The sequence below is a fragment of the Methanosarcina flavescens genome, assembly GCF_001304615.2.
Taxonomy (GTDB): Archaea; Halobacteriota; Methanosarcinia; order Methanosarcinales; family Methanosarcinaceae; genus Methanosarcina; species Methanosarcina flavescens.
The window spans coordinates 1,581,478-1,599,779 of record NZ_CP032683.1; the positions used below are offsets into that span (position 1 = coordinate 1,581,478).

General features: G+C 43.5%; 16 protein-coding genes and 2 tRNA genes. 9 read left to right on the top strand and 9 right to left on the bottom strand.

All coding sequences use genetic code 11. The features are described from left to right. Nucleotides 1-54: 54 nt before the first annotated feature. Genes AOB57_RS07110 through AOB57_RS07120 form a run of 3 tightly spaced genes read right to left on the bottom strand, consistent with a single transcriptional unit; the run spans nt 55 to nt 5,558 of the window. Nucleotides 55-984: a segregation/condensation protein A gene (locus AOB57_RS07110; RefSeq protein ID WP_082384314.1), complete on the bottom strand. Its 930-nt coding sequence runs from the start codon at nt 982-984 to the stop codon at nt 55-57. Continuing rightward, nucleotides 977-4,504, bottom strand: a complete 3,528-nt coding sequence (gene smc / locus AOB57_RS07115) for a chromosome segregation protein SMC (protein WP_054299746.1) — start codon at nt 4,502-4,504, stop codon at nt 977-979. Before smc ends, AOB57_RS07110 begins: the two co-directional genes overlap by 8 nt. A gap of 52 nt (nt 4,505-4,556) precedes the next feature. Next, nucleotides 4,557-5,558 carry a hypothetical protein gene (locus AOB57_RS07120; protein WP_054299745.1) on the bottom strand — a complete coding sequence of 334 codons (1,002 nt, stop codon included), beginning with the start codon at nt 5,556-5,558 and terminating at the stop codon, nt 4,557-4,559. Between the two features lie 375 nt (nt 5,559-5,933). Between AOB57_RS07120 and AOB57_RS14845 the strand changes: the two genes are divergently transcribed. Then, nucleotides 5,934-6,068 carry a hypothetical protein gene (locus AOB57_RS14845; RefSeq protein ID WP_264371733.1) on the top strand — a complete coding sequence of 45 codons (135 nt, stop codon included), beginning with the start codon at nt 5,934-5,936 and terminating at the stop codon, nt 6,066-6,068. A gap of 87 nt (nt 6,069-6,155) precedes the next feature. Here AOB57_RS14845 and AOB57_RS07125 read toward each other — a convergent pair whose 3' ends face one another. The 5 genes from AOB57_RS07125 to AOB57_RS07145 form a co-directional block, all read right to left on the bottom strand. After that, on the bottom strand, nt 6,156-6,344 hold the full coding sequence (locus AOB57_RS07125; RefSeq protein WP_226999667.1) for a hypothetical protein: 189 nt from the start codon (nt 6,342-6,344) through the stop codon (nt 6,156-6,158). A 268-nt stretch (nt 6,345-6,612) separates the two neighbouring features. Beyond that, nucleotides 6,613-8,592 carry a ferrous iron transport protein B gene (gene feoB, locus AOB57_RS07130; protein WP_054299743.1) on the bottom strand — a complete coding sequence of 660 codons (1,980 nt, stop codon included), beginning with the start codon at nt 8,590-8,592 and terminating at the stop codon, nt 6,613-6,615. Between the two features lie 48 nt (nt 8,593-8,640). Further along, the gene (locus tag AOB57_RS07135) at nt 8,641-9,306 is read right to left on the bottom strand and encodes a metal-dependent transcriptional regulator (RefSeq protein WP_054299742.1); all 666 of its coding nucleotides are present in this window, start codon (nt 9,304-9,306) and stop codon (nt 8,641-8,643) included. Nucleotides 9,307-9,497: 191 nt separating this feature from the next. Further along, nucleotides 9,498-9,953 carry an N-acetyltransferase gene (locus AOB57_RS07140; RefSeq protein ID WP_054299741.1) on the bottom strand — a complete coding sequence of 152 codons (456 nt, stop codon included), beginning with the start codon at nt 9,951-9,953 and terminating at the stop codon, nt 9,498-9,500. A gap of 165 nt (nt 9,954-10,118) precedes the next feature. Beyond that, nucleotides 10,119-10,193: transfer RNA gene (locus tag AOB57_RS07145), tRNA-Arg, on the bottom strand. Nucleotides 10,194-10,828: 635 nt separating this feature from the next. On the opposite strand from AOB57_RS07145, the gene AOB57_RS07150 reads away from it, so the two are divergent. From AOB57_RS07150 to AOB57_RS07180, 7 genes are all read left to right on the top strand, one after another. Beyond that, nucleotides 10,829-11,341, top strand: a complete 513-nt coding sequence (locus AOB57_RS07150) for a biotin transporter BioY (protein WP_394339710.1) — start codon at nt 10,829-10,831, stop codon at nt 11,339-11,341. 96 nt (nt 11,342-11,437) lie between these two features. Next, nucleotides 11,438-12,262: an energy-coupling factor transporter ATPase gene (locus tag AOB57_RS07155; protein WP_054299740.1), complete on the top strand. Its 825-nt coding sequence runs from the start codon at nt 11,438-11,440 to the stop codon at nt 12,260-12,262. Further along, nucleotides 12,238-13,074: an ATP-binding cassette domain-containing protein gene (locus tag AOB57_RS07160; protein WP_054299739.1), complete on the top strand. Its 837-nt coding sequence runs from the start codon at nt 12,238-12,240 to the stop codon at nt 13,072-13,074. Before AOB57_RS07155 ends, AOB57_RS07160 begins: the two co-directional genes overlap by 25 nt. A gap of 98 nt (nt 13,075-13,172) precedes the next feature. Continuing rightward, nucleotides 13,173-13,946, top strand: coding sequence for an energy-coupling factor transporter transmembrane component T family protein (locus AOB57_RS07165; protein ID WP_054299738.1), 774 nt, complete (start codon nt 13,173-13,175; stop codon nt 13,944-13,946). 100 nt (nt 13,947-14,046) lie between these two features. After that, on the top strand, nt 14,047-14,394 hold the full coding sequence (locus AOB57_RS07170; protein WP_054299737.1) for an ArsR/SmtB family transcription factor: 348 nt from the start codon (nt 14,047-14,049) through the stop codon (nt 14,392-14,394). Then, nucleotides 14,391-15,776, top strand: a complete 1,386-nt coding sequence (locus tag AOB57_RS07175; protein WP_054299736.1) for an SO_0444 family Cu/Zn efflux transporter — start codon at nt 14,391-14,393, stop codon at nt 15,774-15,776. The genes AOB57_RS07170 and AOB57_RS07175 overlap by 4 nt, the downstream gene beginning before the upstream one ends. Nucleotides 15,777-15,859: 83 nt before the next feature. Next, nucleotides 15,860-16,606 (top strand): PspC domain-containing protein, encoded by a 747-nt coding sequence (locus tag AOB57_RS07180; RefSeq protein ID WP_082384312.1) that lies wholly within the window; start codon nt 15,860-15,862, stop codon nt 16,604-16,606. A gap of 388 nt (nt 16,607-16,994) precedes the next feature. Here the strand turns inward: AOB57_RS07180 and AOB57_RS07185 are convergent. Continuing rightward, nucleotides 16,995-17,069: transfer RNA gene (locus tag AOB57_RS07185), tRNA-Arg, on the bottom strand. A 350-nt stretch (nt 17,070-17,419) separates the two neighbouring features. Here AOB57_RS07185 and ilvE point away from each other — a divergent pair. Beyond that, nucleotides 17,420-18,298, top strand: a complete 879-nt coding sequence (gene ilvE, locus AOB57_RS07190; RefSeq protein ID WP_054299735.1) for a branched-chain-amino-acid transaminase — start codon at nt 17,420-17,422, stop codon at nt 18,296-18,298. Nucleotides 18,299-18,302 lie beyond the last annotated feature (4 nt).

Consider the following 18,302-nt stretch of genomic DNA (forward strand, 5'->3'; position numbering starts at 1 on the left):
TAAAAGTATTCTTTAATCAGGCTAATAGGTATTCGATACTGGAAAACCTTTAGTTTAAGGTTTCGAAAGTTCAGCTTTTGATTTTAACTTCATCTCGTGGAAAAGAGATGGGTTAGCTTCCGTGGAAAATCCAGATTCTTCTCCAGGATAGATATATAATTCCTCAAAAAGTTCGTCCTGAAAAAGCCAGATCTTCCTGTTTGAAGCAAGGAAGAGAAGGGAAAGATAGTCCATAATCCTGTCATCGCTTGATTCAATGAAACTGGAGAACTCCACTACAGGCTGCTTCGTAAATAGCTCTGAGAGCTTTGACCATATAATAGCTAGCCGTGAACTAATAGCTTCTTCGTGAGCAATCCCCAGAACGTCCCCGGTAGTAAGCTGGGGACGAAGATTGGGTTCTTCTGAACCCTTGCTGGCTTTTTTCTCTTTTTTTCTGGAAAGATTTTTTTCGGCTTTTTTGAGTTCAAGAATCAATTCATTGAGCGTTACTGGCCTTGTGGAAATCCGGCGGACAGGAAGCTTAGGGACGGGAAACTCTTCAGGTTCAGGAAAATCTGGATCGTCAGGGAAATCCAGTTCAAACGCATCGCCCTCTTCCTCCTCTACTTCGAGGATTCCCGAAGATTTCATGCGCAGGAGAATTGCAGAATAAAGAAGCGTCCTTGAAGAGATTCTCAGGTCCATCTGTTTGAGCTCTTCCACTCTTCCCAGAAAACTGTCAGTGAGCTGTACGATGTCTATATCCCAGGGATTGATCTTTCCGTCCCGTGCGAGTTCAACAAGTATACCCAGAGGTTCGTAAGTCTCAAATTCCGAAATATCAAGGAGATTCCAATCAATTCCAAGGCAAGAAAGAGTGGTTGGCAGCCCATAAGTCTCAGGATTTGCAAAAAGAGAGTTGTTTTCGGATTTACGAGTCGTATGAGCCTGAAGCCGCGGAACTTCAAGCGCTGCCCCCCCGTTATCCATAAGTTCAGCCATTGAGCTTCACTCCGGTAATGCTCGTAAGATTATTTTCTTGCATTGTAACCCCTATTGTCCTTACCGCAGCCTGGATCATCGGTTTTCTTAGAGATACAACAATAAACTGGACTTTTGATCCTGAGGCTTTTACGCGTCTTGAAACCCTTTCAACATTCCAGCCGTCCAGAAACATATCAATCTCATCAAAAGCATAGAAAGGAGCAGGACGGTATTGCTGGATGGCAAAAATGAAGGCAAGGGCGGTAAGGCTTTTTTCTCCTCCAGACATGGCCTCGATCCGTTGGAGAGTTTTTTCCTTTGGTTGAGCCCGGAGAGTCATCCCTCCTGCAAAAGGGTCATCAGGATTCTCAAGTAGAAGCTCGCCCATGCCGTCGGAAAGTTCATGGAAAATTTCCTTGAAATTGGCATTTATGCTTGTATAAGCATCCATAAAAGCGTCCCGCTTTAACTGCTCATACTGGTCGATGCGCTCAAGAAGCTGCTCTCTCTCGGTAAAGAGAATGTCGCGTTTTCCCTGCAAATCCGAAAGCCTGAGTTCTACTTCATTATACTCATCAATCGCCCTCATGTTCACGGGCTCAAGCTGCCTGAGAGCCTCATCGATTGCCTGAATCCGCATATAAACGGTTTCGTAATTCGGAACCTCATCAGTTTCCTCTATGCCTCTTTTCAGGATTTCTTCAACTAATTGCTTTTCCTGGTCAAAGAGAGCGTCTTTCGTAGCTGTGAGCGTAAGCACCTGCTGCCTTGCCTTCTCAAGGGTAGTTGAAGCAGTACTCACCCTGCGTTTGACGGCGCTGTGTTCAGCCTGAACGCTTTCCCGCTCTCTCTGGAGCCCTATTAGCTCATCCGAGAGCTCAAGCTCCCTGGCTCTCTTTTCCTCAAGTTTTTTCTCAAGTTCTTTTATTTTTATCTTCAGGGAGTTAATTTTATCCAGTCTTGAAGCTTTCTTTTCATCAAGTTCCCGGATAAGCTCCTTCGCCTCAGCAATCTTCTGTTCAGCATACTCTTTCTCAAGCTTCAGTGCATTCAGGGTAGCTTCAGTATCCCGAATTCTACCATCAAGCCGGCGGAGTTCCTCGTCAACAAACTCGATTTTTTTATTAATTTCAGGCAGAGGAGAATCAGCAAGTTTTGCTTCAAGCCCTGAAATCTGAGCCTCAAATTCAGATACAGCTTTTTCCTTCTCTGCTTTCTTCGCAATCACTCTGTCCATTTCAGCCCTGAGTTCTGTCCTTGACTCCTCGATTGCTTTGAGGTCAGCCTGCCTGGCTTCAAGAAGTTCGGCAAGTTTTGCCTCCCTGCCTGCAATCTCCTCAAGCTGGCGCTCCTTGCGTGAAATCGTAGCCTCACAGTCCCGGATCTTCCGGTTTAACTCAAAAAGGTGACCTTCAATGCTATCCTGTTTACTTATAGCTGCATTCCGGCTTGCATCCAGGGACCTGATCTCCTCTGCAAGTTCAAGGAGTTTATCTTTTTCCGCAGCAGCAAAGGAAATTCCTGATTTAGAGGAAATTGACCCTCCTACCATTGCTCCGCTCTTTTCCAGAAGTTCACCTTCAAGGGTGACCATTCTCACCTTTCCCATAAGGCGGCGGGCACTTGAGAGGTTTTCCATAACAAGGGTATCCTGGAAAACATACCAGAAAGCAGGCTCAAAATAGGGATCGAATTCAATAAGGTCAATTGCATACCCTATTACCCCACTTTCATAACTCAGGTCTTCAAGACGTCTGGATTCTCTCATCTTGTTAAGGGGAAGGAAAGTAGCTCGCCCTCCTTTTCTGTGCTTCAGGTATTCGATTGCTTCGGCGGCATTGGCGTCCGTATCCACAACAATTGCTTGCATCCGGTTTCCTGCAGCAATCTCAAGGGCTGTTGAGTACTGCCTATCAACTTTTCCAAGCTGGGCAATGGTTCCATGAATTCCGAGAAGATCCTCCTGCCTTGCAGCCCTTATTACCATCTCTACAGCCCTGGAATAACCACCTCCCTGTTCTGAAGCCCTCACTCTTGCTTCCGTGATTGTGTATTCCTGCTGAAGGCTATGAAGCCTGTTTTCAAGTTTCCTGATATCTTCCTTTATCCTGAAATGGCTGCTTTCAATATCATCCCGGTCAAGAATAAGGGATCCTAGACTTTCGGAAAGCTTTTCAAGCTCATACTTTACAGAAAGCGTGTCACTGTCAGAAGAAGCAACTGCAGCTTCAGCATCCCGGATCTGGTTTTCGATCTCTCTGAGTTCCGAAGATTTTCTTCTGAGGGCATCAAGGAGCCGATCCTTAGTTCGGATAAGCTCATTTTTCTCGTTTTTTGCGTCCTCAAGGTTCTTCCTGGCTGCCATGAGCTCATCCCGTGTAGCAGCGAACTTTGCGTCAATATCCGCGATCCTGCTATGAAGCAGCATGCGTTCGGTTTTGCGCTCGGAAAACTCTGAGGAGATGCTGTCTTTTCTCAGGTTCTCTGTCTCGATTTTTTCCTCAAGTGCCCTGACCTTGCCCTTGGTGGAATCGATTTCTACAAAGGCTTTCCTGCGTCTTGAGTCTGCTTCCTCAAGTTCGGATTCCGAAACCTCGATACTATCTGCGCAGCGGGAGATCTCCCCCTTTATCTCCTCAATTTCCCTCTTAACCTGAAGTTGCTCATCTTCTCCTTTTTTCTGGATTTCAAGGGAAAGTTTTTCCAGGGTTTCTTCAAGAGCCTGAAGTTCCTGCACTCTCTCGTTCAGGATGAGCTGGACTTTCTCAAGATGCTCTTCCTTGCCTGCAAGTTCCTTATCTACATTGTGCAGTTCAGCCCTTGCATCCTTGAGCCTGGAAAGCAGGACATATCCCTCGAATTTGACCTTCTCAGCCTTAAGAACCTGGTATTTTAAAGCCTGATCACGTTCCCCAGCCAGTTTTCCTAACTGGGTGCGTACTTCTTCAAGGATTATATCCACACGTTCAATTTGCTGTCTTACAACCTCAAGTTCCCCAAGTGCCTTTTGCTTACGCTCGTCAAATTCTGCAACCCCTGCGATTTCGTCGATAATTTTTCTTCGTTCCACAGGAGTCATGGAGATAATTTGCGTTACATCTCCCTGCATGACCACATTGTACCCTTCAGGCGTTACCCCTGCTTTAGCAAGCTGGGAATGGATTTCTCCAAGGCTTACGGCTCTTCCATTGAAGTAAAAATAACTGTAATATCCGCTTTTTGTTCGACGGACTTTTCGTGAGATTTCAATCTCATCAAGTTCCAGAGGCAACTTGCGGTCAGAATTGTCAAAACGAATTGTAACCTGGGCAAAATCAGGCTTTTTCGCCGCATCACCATTGTAAATCAGATCAGTCAGCTTTTCAGCCCGAAGAGTCCTTGAACTGGTAAGCCCGAGTGCAAAGAGAATTCCATCTATTATGTTAGACTTTCCACTTCCGTTAGGACCGGAAATCGTGGTAAAGTCATTATAAAAGGGAATCTTTACTTTTTTTCCGAAGGACTTAAAGTTAACAAATTCAATCTCTTTTATATACACAGAATGCCTCTGTAATTTTACGTTTTTGAGAAAGTTTCTGTTTTTTTAAGTCTCATTTAGCCCGAGAAGGTTTCCGGCTGCAAGTTATAAGCTCAGCATCTTCTTTTTCCCGTACATCCACGAACTCTTCTATGAAGTGTTTTTTCGTAGTTTTCTCGGCGATTATGTATTCACACTTATAGTCATCTTCAGGTTGGGGTTTCACAGGGTCCGCTCTAACAACAGGGGATTGTCTTTGAGGGAATGAGGGTCCTGAGTACTGCTGTCCTGACCCCATTCTTATCGAGGATTGCTGCCTTGGAAGTTCTCTAATCGACGGCTGCTGTCTTACAGCACCTTTAAGCCGTCTTTTATCCCCGCTTTCTGCAATAATATATTCACACTTTGATTCGACCTCTTCCCTGTCAAGTTCTGCTGGCTCTATCTCTCTGAGCTTCAGCTGAACCTTTGCACCTGTGCCCGGAAGAGAGGCAGGTGCTTCTCTGAATTCACCTAGTCTGTATGCCGGGTTTTCTTTTCGGGGCTCAGGTTTTTGCCTGAATTTTCTGGAGAGAGGTGGAAGATCCAGAGGATCCTCAGGAAGGGCAAGAGAAATGGAAGGCGAAACAACAGAAGGCGGAACTACTGACGCAGCAATTTTCGCATCCTCCAGCTGTTTGGTTAGATTTCCTATCTGTGTTTCCAGTTTCTTTATAAGCATTTTCTGGTCTAGCAATTCGCGGACAAGCCCATCCTGAATGCCCGCAAGTTCCTTTAGCTTCCGGTCAGCTGCTTCCGATTCGTTTTCCCCAGATACTTTCAATTCCATTCTTAATTCATTAAGTATTGAGGCCTTGAGCAAAGCAGGGTTGGGGATTCCCATAAGCTCTGTCCTGATTTCGGAAAGGACAAGATCTTTGATAGAGTCATGATCGGAAATGTTTTCCATTTCGGCCCGCAGTTCATTGAGAACCGAAACCTTTATCGACTTCTTGAGAGTCTCGAGCTCCTCGTAGGTTATTGACAGTCGCCTTTTAAGCGGTGTATTATGCACGTCCCTCTGTCCAGTTCTCATTAAAATACCTCTTATAATAAATTCGGGTTCCGATTTCCTGATTGCCTGAAATTTTCTGGGGGGCAAGGCAAATCAGCACAATTACAATTAAATCGATTAGATCATAGAAATTTAAATAATATGTACAAAGTACATGTAATCTTACTTTAAATATATATGGTAATCGATAGTATTATTGCGGCTTTATAGAACTCTTCTTTAAATAAGAATGGAATATTTTTTACTTAAATTTAAGGAAATATTTCGCATAAACCATCTGGAATCACAGGCAAAAATATAGGAAGAAATATTAGAAAATGAAAAGGTTCTTTCCAGGGGAAAAGAGAGAATAAATCAGAAAAATAATTTGGATAAATAATTTTCGATATATACATTATGAAATCAGTAATGGAGAAACTGAGGAACCTCACGCTTCCTGAACAGCCGGATGGGAATAACGTTAACGTTCAAACCCTGAGTAAGATTCACAGTGTAGGGTTCAGAGAAAAAGGTATCAATACTGCAAAATAGGGGAATGAAACCCAAGCTTAACTCAAAAATAAAATGAGTTAAAGAGCTGGATTTCAGTCGGGGTTGAAAAATATTTAAAGGGAAGTGTTAGTTATTGGATGAAAAGGAATCCTTGAAAACCAGTACACTCTCCCGTGATTGAATTTTGGAAGATGTACATTCCATTTCCGCAGCAGTTTCGTTAACAACAGAACCATGAGTTCCAGTACTTTCAAGGAAAAAATGGACCTCGTCAAGTTCAGGCTCGTGGAAATGATCCATTTCAATTATATCCATAATAACACTCAACACGTTTTTGTGTAAGTGATTGGTAATTCGGGTCATCGGGAATAAACACTATGTATCAGATATTAATAATTTGCGGTAAAAGCAAGATACTTTGGAAAAGAGAAAACAAGCTTATTAATATATAAATGTTATGTTCTTGATAAAAAACTTGTCTTTCATAAAATAAACCTGAAAAGCTATAAAGGAAGAATGCTGCTTTTTAACACCAGTAAGAACAGGAAAAACTCTAAAACCACGAATAAAAGGGAAAAAGAAGTTAAAGGAAAGAAGGCCCAAAAACCCGTATGAGGATACCCATACCGAGAGCCAGTAATGTGGTAAAGGAGACTATCAAAGCTGTATCCTTTGTTCCAAGTTCGTGCTTCAGTACTGCAATTGTTGCCACACAGGGAATATAGATGGTTGTAATTACAGCAAACTGGTACATCTGAACAGGTGTTAATATAGCTGCAAAGTTAGCTGTACCTGCAAGTACGGCAAGGATCTGAAGAGCCATTTCTTTTCGAAGAATTCCAAAGACCAGAGCTGTTACCACAAATGATGGAAGCCCCAGCAGACCTACAGATATGGGCTCGACAAAGTCCTGAAAGATGGAAAGAAGTCCCAGGGCATCGACAACTCCTAGAAAAGCACTTCCGATGAGTAGAAGTGGGAAAGCAATGTAGACAAACTCCCGGCTCTTCATCCATGTTTTCTTGATGGTAGATTTCAGTTCAGGCTTCCTGAGAGGAGTCATTTCCATGATAAACCCACTCTTCTGACCTGGAAGACTTCTTCCCAAAATCCATCCCAGGCTGACAATGATAAACATCTCAAGAACATATATTGAAACTGCAGGCCAGAAGCCTACGAATGTTCCTACAAGCCCAAGGATGATAACCGTTCTTGCAGAGCAGGGAACAAGGGAAATAAGAACGGAAGCAATTCTCTTTTCCCGCCGCGTACCAAGAGCATGCACTGCCATAATTGCAGGAACATTGCAGCCAAAGCCAAGAACAAGAGGGATCACGGCTCTCCCATGAAGCCCAAGCTTGTGCGCGAGATTATCCAGCAGAAAAGCTGCCCTAGTAAGATAGCCCGAATCTTCGAATATGGAAAGAATGGCGTAAAAGACTGCAATATAGGGAATTGCAATCGCAAATCCGGCTTCTACCCCCCTGAGAGAATATACGATCAGGTTTCCCAGGATAGGCGGCATATCTGAAGTTACGGCTTCGGCAGGCTGGATCACATAAGGCTCAAAAACCTCATCCACAATCCAGGTTTCAAGGAAACCTCCTACCCGGAAAACAAGAAGAAAAGTAAGGAGCAGGGCAGATATAAGTACAGCAATTCCGAAGTTAGGGGAGGTAAGGATGGCATCTATTTTTTCTCTCAAGCTTTTTTTAGGTTCGAACCTTGAAACCACGCTGTCCACAATATATCCGGCTTCCCCATAAAGATCTCTTGCAACAGTTTCAGGCACCGAAATTCCATGTTCCATCTCCAGATTCTTCCTTAATCGCCTGGCAGAAGAGAGCAACGCGTTAGCTTCAGGTGGCATACAGCAGAGATCTACAAACTCTGCATCGTCCAGAAGAGCTGCTGTTTTTACGCTTGGAGGGACATTTGGAAAAGCATAGTCCAGGCTGGAAAGAGCCTGGCGGATCAACTGGCTGTATCCTACCCTGTGATGTTCCTGAGTCTTACCCTGCTCTGCAAGGGCTACAAGCATTACGTCATCGAGTCCTATTCCCCGGGTAGCAACAGTTGGCACTACAGGCAGACCAAGCAGTTCAGAGAGTCCATCAGCATCAACGAGAATCCCAAGGTCTGCAGCCAGATCCACCTGATTTAACGCAATAACCATAGGAATATCGAGTTCCAGAAGCTGAAGGGTCAGGTACAGATTCCTCTCAAGCCTGCTCGCATCAAGGACATTAACGATAATATCCGGCCGGTCTTCAATCAGAAATCTCTTGGTTACCTTCTCGTCTTCGTTTGTAGTCCCAAGGGAATAAATGCCTGGCAGGTCAACAACTTCGATAGTCTTCCCCCTGGCTTTTACAATTCCTCTTTTAAGTGCAACTGTCGTGCCAGGATAATTCGAGACCTCAACACCTACCCCGGTAAGCCTGCTAAAAAAAACGCTTTTTCCAACGCTTGGGTTCCCTATGAAAGCAATTGTCATATCATAGGGACTTTTGTTCTTACCTCCACTTTCGGAAGTGCAACATGAGCTGGAAATTCTGATCACATCTCCAGTTATTCAGCTTTGTGCCATTAATATGCCTTCTCTGCGTTTTTACACGTTTTTGCTTTTAGGAGATATGAAAATTTTCTTTGCAATGTCTCTTCCAAGAGCAATTTCTGATCCTATTGCCATGACCGAAATACAACCCTGTTTTTGCTTGCGCCTTACCTCAATGTCTTCTCCGGTAAGAATACCGAGGGAGATCAGGCGTTCCTTTGTTTCCCTGGGAAGGGTTACCCGCGCGACTTTGCCTGAACTTCCCTCTTCCATCTCGTCAAGTGGAATGAACTTCTCATCTTGTGTAATGTTATTTTTATCAAGATTGATAGGGTTTCCATCAGGGCAGTACTCTGGACTTCCAAGAAACTCGTAGAGCCTCTCAAGTACGGCATCAGATACTGCATGCTCAAGTTCGCAAGCTTCCTTATGGGCTTCCTTCCTATCGAAATCCAGGACGTCAACTAGGAAAGTTTCAAGCACCTGATGCTTTCTTTTAATCTTGATAGCCTGGTCAGTTCCTTTTTCTGTCAATTCGACTCCTTGATAAGGTGTATACTCTACAAGTCCCGAGGAATATAATTTTTTTATCATCTCCGTCACGCTCGGCGGAGATACGTTGAGTTCTTCAGAGATCTGTTTGGTCTTTGCAGGTCCCTTGTTCTTTCTAATAAGATAGAGAATAGTCTCAAGATATTCTTCAAATCTATCGATGTTCATTAATATCATCTCGCCAACATATGCCTGACTTCAGACCAGATAATTAGGATAACCTAAAAAAGTAACCGCTTGAATAAATAATTTTTGTTTCTAGCAGTTTACATTTATTTTAAATACTATAAATCAAATCACTGTGGATTCTATTTAAATTCTTAAGGAAAAAAATAGTAAAGAACAGTTTCGGAAGAAATTCAAGAATTGATCGATTTCAGGACAGCAATTTCATTACAATCCGGAAACTTGGGGCATCTCAGACAACCAGACCAGATTTTCCTGGGAAGGCTATTCTTATCTATAATCTTGAAGCCCAGAGTTTCGAAAAATTCAGGCACGTAAGTAAGTGCAAAAACTTCCTTCATGCCAAGATTTTCAGCATCCTCAAGGCAGGCCAAGACAAGCTTTGTACCTATTCCTTTCCTAGCACACTCGGGATTCACGGCAAGGGCAAGTATCTCTGCGAGGTCTTCCCATACTACATGCAGGGCACAGCAACCCACAACCTCTCCATCAATCTCGCAGACGTAATAATCCCTGATATTTTCGTACATCTCACTCAGTGAACGGGCGAGCATTAGCTCTTCCTTCGAATAAGTATTGATGATCTGCTTCATTACAACAACGTCATCTACCCTGGCTTTCCTGATCAATTCGTGTTTCCTCTTAGGTGATATTTTATTTTTAATAGAATGGGCTGCACTGGCTTATATATAAAAATACACCGTGTACTGCAATGAAATTACTCTCGACAAATAAGAAATTTTCCATAGTTCGCACGGAAATATTTTATAAAAAAGCAGATTAAAGGAAATTAGCGGGCGCGAAGGGATTTGAACCCCCGATTTACAGCTTAGGAGGCTGCCGCCATATCCGGGCTAGGCCACGCGCCCATAAAGCGTTTCTCTGAAGAATACAATCTAGCATCCGCCTGTTGAATTTGTATCTCAGGTGAAGTATCCATAATACCGGCATAAGATATATATCAAATTATCGCTCTGAAGGGAGAAAGGTAAGCCAGTAAAATAGAGCTGATTTTTCAGGAAAGTTTTAAATCCAATGTAAACCATTAATCCTAACAAAGTTAACAATACCTTAGGTTCTCAACCGCTTCCACTTTCACAAGTTGGGAATTGACGTTTATGGAGTTATCACTATAAGGCTGACAGGACTACCGCAATTCCCGGTTTCTATCAGCACCTCAGACTCTGTTAGTCAATTTCGATTTAATCAGTTCACATAAGTATCGCGATCTTCATCAGTTCACATAAGTATAGATCAGATATATTCAATCTATATTAGTTTGGAATTTCATCAGTTAGGTTCAATCTATACTAATTATGTGTCTATGTCTTTATTACTAGCTTTTAACTGCACCGAATTATCTTGACTGCTAATTTCGAGGCAGAAAAGCTTTGAAAGACCCGAAAAAGGCGAAAAATTGAAAAACTGGGTAAAAATATTAAGAGGAAAAAGTTTGCATATAAAAAACAACGATTATTATTCCGCCCATACTCCTGAGCTCAGGATGATGGTTTTCGCATCCCTTATTGCTGCCCTGACTGCCGCAGGAGCTTACATACAGATTCCTGTACCTTTCTCTCCTGTCCCTGTTACACTGCAGGTTTTCTTTGTCCTGCTCGCCGGAAGCATGTTGAAAAGCAAATGGGGAGGCCTGAGCATGATAGTGTATACCTTGCTCGGTATAGCAGGGCTTCCTGTGTTTGCAGGAGGTACTTCCGGAATGGGAGTGCTCCTCGGGCCAACAGGCGGATACATAATCGGCTTCATCCTGGCGGCTTATATAGTAGGAAAGCTTTCCGAAAAGGCTGAAAGCGCTGACAAATCCAGCTTCTTCGTTAATGCGCTTAACATGAGCGCAGCAGTCCTCGTTATCTATGCCTGTGGATTTATTCAATTGATGTTTGTAGCTGAAATTGATCCCAGAGCAGCCTTTACTCTTGGTGTCATTCCGTTTCTGCCTGGAGAGGTCGTAAAAGCTGCAGTTGCGGCATATATTGCTTCAACCTATGAACTTTAAAATCTCCTATTTCTAATTTTTTTAATAGGATTGAAGTTGAGAAGAAATCGAGTTTTCCAGAAAATTTAAGATAAAGAAATAAAATTTCGATTAAGCATGATCAGGCTTGAAAAAGTAAGTTATAGTTATTCTGACGGTACCCCTGCGCTTGAGAATATAAATCTGGATATAAAAAAAGGAGAATTTATAGGGGTAGTAGGAAAAAATGGCAGCGGAAAATCCACACTTGCCCTTCTGCTCAGCGGGCTTCTGAAACCCCAAACTGGCAGGGTAATGATAAGGGGAATGGATACCTGTGACCCTTCAAAACTTAAGGGAATCCGGAAGTTTGTGGGTATTGTTTTCCAGAATCCTGAAACTCAATTTGTGGGCAGGACAGTTGAAGAAGATCTAGCTTTCGGCCCAGAGAATCTCTGCCTTCCTCCTGTGGAAATCAGAAAGTGTGTGGATATGGCGCTTGCTGAAACCGAGCTTGAAAAATACAGGCATCGATCTCCAAAAACGCTAAGTGGAGGACAGGGACAGTGTGTGGCTCTGGCAGGAATTCTTGCAATGGAACCTGAATGCCTTATTTTTGACGAGGTTAGTTCCATGCTGGACCCGGAGTCCGGAATGGCTATCCTCGAAACCATAAAAAAATTACATAAAAAAGGAAAAACAATTATATATATTACTCATAATCTCGAAGAACTCCATGACGCCGATAGAATCCTTGTCATGGAAAAAGGAAGAATAAGGCTTGATGGAGACCCTGAAAGCATTTTTTCTGATACTTCTCTCCAGAACCTGGGACTTGCCTTGCCTTCCCTGACTGAGCTCGCTGAGAAACTGAGAATGCATGGAGTAACAATTCCCTGGGAAAAAACTTCTTCCCCGCAAAACTTTGCAGAGGAAATATGCCGATTATTCTTGAAAACGTAAGTTTCTCCTATTCCAGAAAGACTCCTCTGGAAACGCCTGCTTTAAGAAACATTAACCTGCGAATAGAGAAAGGAGAGTTTGTGGGAATACTGGGAGAAAAAGGTGCTGGGAAATCCACTCTCACAAAACTTTTCAATGGGCTTTTGAAGCCGGAAACCGGAAAAATTCGCGTGGATGGGCTTGATCCCTCTTTAAAAGAGGTGAAACGCAGGATAGGAATGGTTTTTCAACAGGCTGCTGACCAGCTTTTTTGTAAGACTGTATATCAAGAAATAGCCTTCGGGCCTCTGAACTTCGGGTGCTCGAAAAGAGAAACCGAGGAAAGAGTATATGAGGCAATTGAGGCTGTTTCTCTTGATCAGAGCGTACTTACTCGGGATCCTTTCAGCCTGAGTGGAGGAGAAATGCAAAGAGTTGCTCTCGCAAGTGCCCTTGCCCTCAGGCCGGATTACCTGGTACTCGACGAACCCATAACAGGGCTTGATCCGGCTGGAAAAAAGGAAATTCTTGAAGCTCTCAAAAAAATAAAAGAGAAAGGGACTGCAGTTATAGCGGTTACCCATAATCTCAAAGGGTTCTTCCCATTACTGGAAACAATCGTGCTCATAAAGGAGGGAAAAATAGCCTTTCAGGGCAGCCGGGAAAGCTACCTTGAGAGAGGGTGCATACCTCTTCCGCCCATAGCCTCCATGATGAAAGAACTCAGGGCGAGAGGATTATCAGTAAACCCTGCAATATTCACGGTCGAAGATGCTCTTGAAGAGATCCTGAAATTAAAATCCGTTTTTGAAAAAGAGGATAACGGAAATTAGACTGGAAAAAAGTAATGAGAACTGAACTAAGAGGGATTGAAACGGAAAGAACCGGAAAAATTCCTGAAAAATGCTTTACAGGGGAAACGTGATGGAATATGCAGGAACCTGTATTCAGTTACGTACCCGGAGTCTCCTTTCTTCACAGGCTTGATCCCAGAACAAAAATTACAGCAGTAATGCTGCTTGGAATTCTGACGTTCAGGATTGAGAATTTTGCAGGAGTAGCGGCGCTTTTCGCGTTTTTCTTTGCCCTTGCTTCACTCTCAGGGCTGCCAATGAAAATATTTTTTAGAGCAGTAAGGCCTATGATGTTGTTTATAGTTTTCATTTTTCTAGCACAGCTATTTTTCACCGATGGAAAATCTCTTGCTTCGTACTGGATTCTGCAACCGACGCTTGAGGGGCTGGAGACAGGGCTAAAGCTTGCTGCTCGATTTGTACTCCTTTTGCTTTTTGCAGCCCTTTTGACGGCCAGTACCGATCCATCGGCAATTACCTGCGGCATAGAGAGAATGCTAAGGCCTTTACCCCTGCGATGGCTTGGAATCACATCTTTTGAGCTTGCTACGATGATGAATATCTCTATAGCGTTTCTTCCCCTTCTGTTTGAGAGAGTTGAACGTACAAAAGCGGCTCAGGCTGCAAGAGGCATGGACTCTGTGAAAAATCCTCTCCGTTCCGTTCCTGCCCTTGCGATTCCCCTGCTGAGAGGCGTGATCAGGGACGCTGAAGAGCTGGCTCTTGCAATGGAGAGCAGGGGATATCAGGGAAGCAGGCGGACCTCAATGCATGAGCTTTCCATGCAGAAGGACGACTGGAAAGCCCTCTCTGTCCTTGCGGTTTTTTTTATCTTTGTACTGCTCCTATGAAAGGCACAAAAAAATTAAAGGTGGAGTGAAATTCTGGCTACTTCCTTGATTACCACAAGTTTAAGAAGATATTAATATATGAACAACTGTTCATTTATTCATGCAAGATAAATGTAAAAAAGTAGACTCAAAGCAGATAGCAAACCTGCTACAAAATATTCCTGACTCAGACGCCATAATAAGGATGGCTGCGGTTTTTCAGGCGCTCCAGTCCGATACCCGTCTTAAGATCCTTTTCCTGTTAAGGCAGGAAGAGATGTGCGTCTGTGAGCTTGAGCAGGCACTTGATGTCACCCAATCCGCAGTTTCACACAGCCTTCGCACTCTCAGGCAGCTTGACCTTGTGCGTGTCAGAAGGGAAGGAAGATTTACGATTTACTATATTGCGGATGAGCACGTCCGCACACTTATTGAGATGTGCCTTGAGCATGTGGAGGAAAAAGCATGAGCCTCGAGTTTCTCAATTCTGTTCTGTCCCTTATTTCAGGCATTCTCCTTGCATCCTGGGAGATCTTCGTCGAAGCGGCTCCCTATCTTGTTTTCGGCTTTGGAATTGCAGGTCTTCTCAATGTCCTGGTGCCTGACCGGAAGATTGTGGATTACCTCGGAGCATCGGCAGGAAAAGTCCGTTCTGTTGTCAATGCATCCTTGGCGGGTCTTCCCCTGCCCTTATGCTCCTGCGGAGTTATCCCTGCAGCTATGTCAATAAGAAAAAGAGGAGCAAATAGGGGTGCAACTCTTTCCTTTCTTATCTCGACTCCAGAAACCGGAGTGGATTCGATAGCAGTTACTTACGCTCTTCTGGATCCTCTTATGGCAGTTTTTCGCCCGTTCGTCGCCCTTATGACTGCCATCCTTGCAGGGCTCGCAGACAACTTTTTGATAGGGGAAGAGACGGGAAAAGAGAACATAAAAAAACAGGAAAATCCCGGAAAAAAGGCAGAAATCCTTGCAGTCTCGACTTTGATAGGGGCTTCTGTACAGGGAAACCATTGCAACCCTTACCCATGCAGTTCCTCTTCATGTAATTGCAATAAACCAGCAGACTTGGTTAACGGGAAAACCGGGCATGTAACAACTCTGGTTAAGGATATAGAGTTAAAGCTTTCAGGGGTAAAATACCTGGGAATCAGTAATAAGCCCGAAGGTATCCGGAATCTTACCCTGGTGAGCCCAGATTTCCAGAAAGATAGCCCTTCATGCGGGTGCGGAGGCTGTGAATGCGAAGAAGAGCCCGTTACAGAGGGAAAAATTGAAAAATCGATAAGAGCCAGACTGATTAAAGGGATAAAATATGCCTATATCGAGCTGCCAGGAGAGATTTCCAGATGGATGTTCATAGGGATCGTGTTTGCAGGAATAATTTCATATGCAGTCCCTGAAAGCCTTATCCAGAATTATCTGGGAAGCGGTTTTGGATCAATGCTTGTAATGCTTCTGGTAGGAATTCCCCTTTACATCTGCGCTACAGCTTCTACCCCACTTGCAGCAAGCCTCGTAGCCAAAGGGATGAGTCCGGGCACAGCTTTTGTTTTCCTTCTTGCAGGTCCGGCAACCAATGCAGCAACTATAACTATGGTTGCCCGCTTCCTGGGAAAACGTTCGGCAGCCCTATATCTGGGAGTGATTTCCCTCTGTGCCCTAGGTGCAGGATTTGTGCTGGACTGGTTCTACCTGAAACTAGGAATAAGCGCGGCCGCAACCGTTGGTACTGCAAAAGAATTGCTTCCCGAAGACATGAAACTGGGTTTTGCGTTTTTGCTTTTGCCTCTGATGCTATACGGAGCTTTTCGCAGTGAGAAAGAATGCGGTTGTTCGGAACGTCACTGAAATCGAAGAAAGAAAATGAAAATAATAAAGAAGATGGAAAAGGTACCAGCATAATATAAATCCTCAAAAATAGAATAACTATCATGCAGGAAAATCCCGAATCTCAAGAAAAAAAGGTAACTAAGGGGAGTTTTTTTGAAGTTCCAGGGGTAGTTAAAGCCGAATCTGAAAGAGGTACGAAACCTGAGAGAAAAACCGATGTGACCAGTGGAAGCGGCGAATCCCTAAAAAGAGAAGAACCGACAAAGAGCGAATTCAAACCTCAAGGAGAACTTGAAACTGGTTATAAAGAAGAATCCTGGGAGAAACCTGAAGGTATGGAAGAGAAAGTCGCAGGAAGTCCCACAATCGAAGAGATAAAAGTCCCAGATGAAAGCGATTTCAAGGCTCCGGGAGAAATTGAAACCGGCTATACAGAGAAATCCTGGACAAAGCCTAAAGAAATGGAAGAGAGAATCATTATAGAACCAGGGGAGAGAAAAGAAGAGGAAGCCAGAGAAAAAGTAAGGGAGGAAGCCAAGGAAATAAGAGAAGAAACTAGGGAAGAGGCCAGGGAAGCGAGAGAAGAAACTAGGGAAGAGAAGCGCACCACTTATACCATGAAAAAGCGCCTGGCTAAAAGCAAGAAAGACCGTATGCTCTTTGGAGTCTGCGGCGGACTGGGGGAATATTTTGAAATTGACCCTACATTCATAAGGCTCGCTTTTGCGGCTCTTGCTTTGCAGGGAGGAATTGGCGTTTTCCTGTATATCCTTCTGGCAATACTTATGCCATCAGGAGAAAGATTTGAAATGGTTCCCAGCACCAAGGGAAGCGATATCCAGCGATGAAACTTTATCCATGCCTGGAAAAATGAGGATTTGAATCGAAAATTTCAATGTTTTCCGGCAAGCGATTTTTCTTAATTTTGCATTTTAATTCAATTTTTTAGCTTTTACTTACTTAATTCTTCGATATCTAAGAGTTTAAGCCTTATTTTGTGAATCTTCGATTTTGCTTATTTTGTGAATCTTCGGTTTTGAATTCAAACGTTTTAAAGTAAAAATTGCGCGTGCTCTAGTAAAGCTGCATCTGTGCCAGAGAGTCTCTACGCACAAAGAGTTGAGTAAGAAAGGAGCACGTAGAGGGAATATGGAGTTTTACAGAAAAAGATAGATGTGTAGAAGATAAGAGAATGAGAGTGTTTTGCTCAGCATTGGAAAATAGTAGAGAATAAAGCGGGCTCGAAGGGATTTGAACCCCCGACGTCTGGGTTAGAAGCCCAGCGCTATATCCTGGCTAAGCCACGAGCCCTCTTTGCTGTTCCTACTGCGGAATACGAAATGAGCCTTCTAACATAAAAGCTTTTTGTATGAACGCGCGAATCAGTACTGTAAAAATCTTAAAAGTATCTACGTCGAAGCGGAATTATAAAATATATTCAGTATATACCGCTATATTTAACGTTTCATCTAAAAGTTACAGTACGGAAAACTTCCCCTCAAGCTTTGAGTTCCGTTAAGAACCCATGCATAACTCGTAACTTCAATGAATGAGAGGAGCGAGCAGTGCAATCAGATTTGTATTAAGGTTATGTTTGATTAAAGTGTCAGGAGAAGAGGTAAACCCTATAAAGTACTAAAATTGTAAAGGATTGTTCGCAAATGAGTGAGTTACTTATTTATCTTGATGGGAACTTTGTTCCCAAATCCGAAGCCAAAGTTTCGGTTTATGACCATGGCTTCCTCTATGGTGACGGTGTTTTTGAAGGAATTAGGGCATACAACGGGCGTGTTTTTAAGTTAAAAGAACATGTTGACAGGCTTTATGACTCAGCAAAAGCAATTGCAATGGACATCCCCCTTACAAAAGAAGAGATGACCGAAATAATCCTTGAGACGCTCAGGAAAAACAACCTTAAAGATGCATATATCCGTCCTATCGTCTCAAGAGGAATCGGGGATCTTGGGCTTGACCCTCGCAAGTGTGAGAAACCCTGTGTGGTTGTTATAGCCCAGGGCTGGGGAGCCATGTACGGTGACCTGTATGAAGTCGGGCTCACAGGAGTCAGTGTCTGTATCCGGAGAAATGCACCTGATGCCCTGTCCCCGAATATCAAATCCCTGAACTACCTGAACAATATCCTTGCAAAAATCGAAGCCAATGAGAAAGGAGGAGACGAAGCTATTTTCCTCGACCAGAACGGTTTTGTGTGTGAGGGCTCTGGGGATAACATCTTTATAGTCAAGAACGATCAGGTTCTTACTCCTAATACAGTCAGTAACCTGAAAGGGATTACCAGGGCTACAGCCATAGAACTCCTGGATGAAATGGGATACAAGACCATTGAAACAAATCTTGGTCTGTTTGACCTCTACACAGCAGATGAGATATTTGTTACAGGAACTGCAGCCGAAGCCGCTCCCCTTACCAGGCTTGATGGAAGGTTAATAGGTACAGGCAAACCTGGGCCGCTTACAAAGAAGATGGTTGAAGCTTTTGAGAAGATAACCCAGAATACGGGCACACCAATTTATAAATAAATCA

Bases quoted from the DNA above. Each gene is read 5' to 3' on its own strand.
- AOB57_RS07165 (WP_054299738.1), top strand. From the start codon at position 13,173: ATGCAGGAACCTGTATTCAGTTACGTACCCGGAGTCTCCTTTCTTCAC.
- AOB57_RS14845 (WP_264371733.1), top strand. From the start codon at position 5,934: ATGAAATCAGTAATGGAGAAACTGAGGAACCTCACGCTTCCTGAACAG.
- AOB57_RS07180 (WP_082384312.1), top strand. From the start codon at position 15,860: ATGCAGGAAAATCCCGAATCTCAAGAAAAAAAGGTAACTAAGGGGAGT.
- AOB57_RS07175 (WP_054299736.1), top strand. From the start codon at position 14,391: ATGAGCCTCGAGTTTCTCAATTCTGTTCTGTCCCTTATTTCAGGCATT.
- AOB57_RS07160 (WP_054299739.1), top strand. From the start codon at position 12,238: ATGCCGATTATTCTTGAAAACGTAAGTTTCTCCTATTCCAGAAAGACT.
- AOB57_RS07155 (WP_054299740.1), top strand. From the start codon at position 11,438: ATGATCAGGCTTGAAAAAGTAAGTTATAGTTATTCTGACGGTACCCCT.
- AOB57_RS07110 (WP_082384314.1), bottom strand. From the start codon at position 984: ATGGCTGAACTTATGGATAACGGGGGGGCAGCGCTTGAAGTTCCGCGG.
- ilvE (WP_054299735.1), top strand. From the start codon at position 17,420: ATGAGTGAGTTACTTATTTATCTTGATGGGAACTTTGTTCCCAAATCC.
- AOB57_RS07170 (WP_054299737.1), top strand. From the start codon at position 14,047: ATGCAAGATAAATGTAAAAAAGTAGACTCAAAGCAGATAGCAAACCTG.
- AOB57_RS07150 (WP_394339710.1), top strand. From the start codon at position 10,829: ATGATGGTTTTCGCATCCCTTATTGCTGCCCTGACTGCCGCAGGAGCT.
- AOB57_RS07135 (WP_054299742.1), bottom strand. From the start codon at position 9,306: ATGAACATCGATAGATTTGAAGAATATCTTGAGACTATTCTCTATCTT.
- AOB57_RS07125 (WP_226999667.1), bottom strand. From the start codon at position 6,344: ATGGATATAATTGAAATGGATCATTTCCACGAGCCTGAACTTGACGAG.
- AOB57_RS07120 (WP_054299745.1), bottom strand. From the start codon at position 5,558: ATGAGAACTGGACAGAGGGACGTGCATAATACACCGCTTAAAAGGCGA.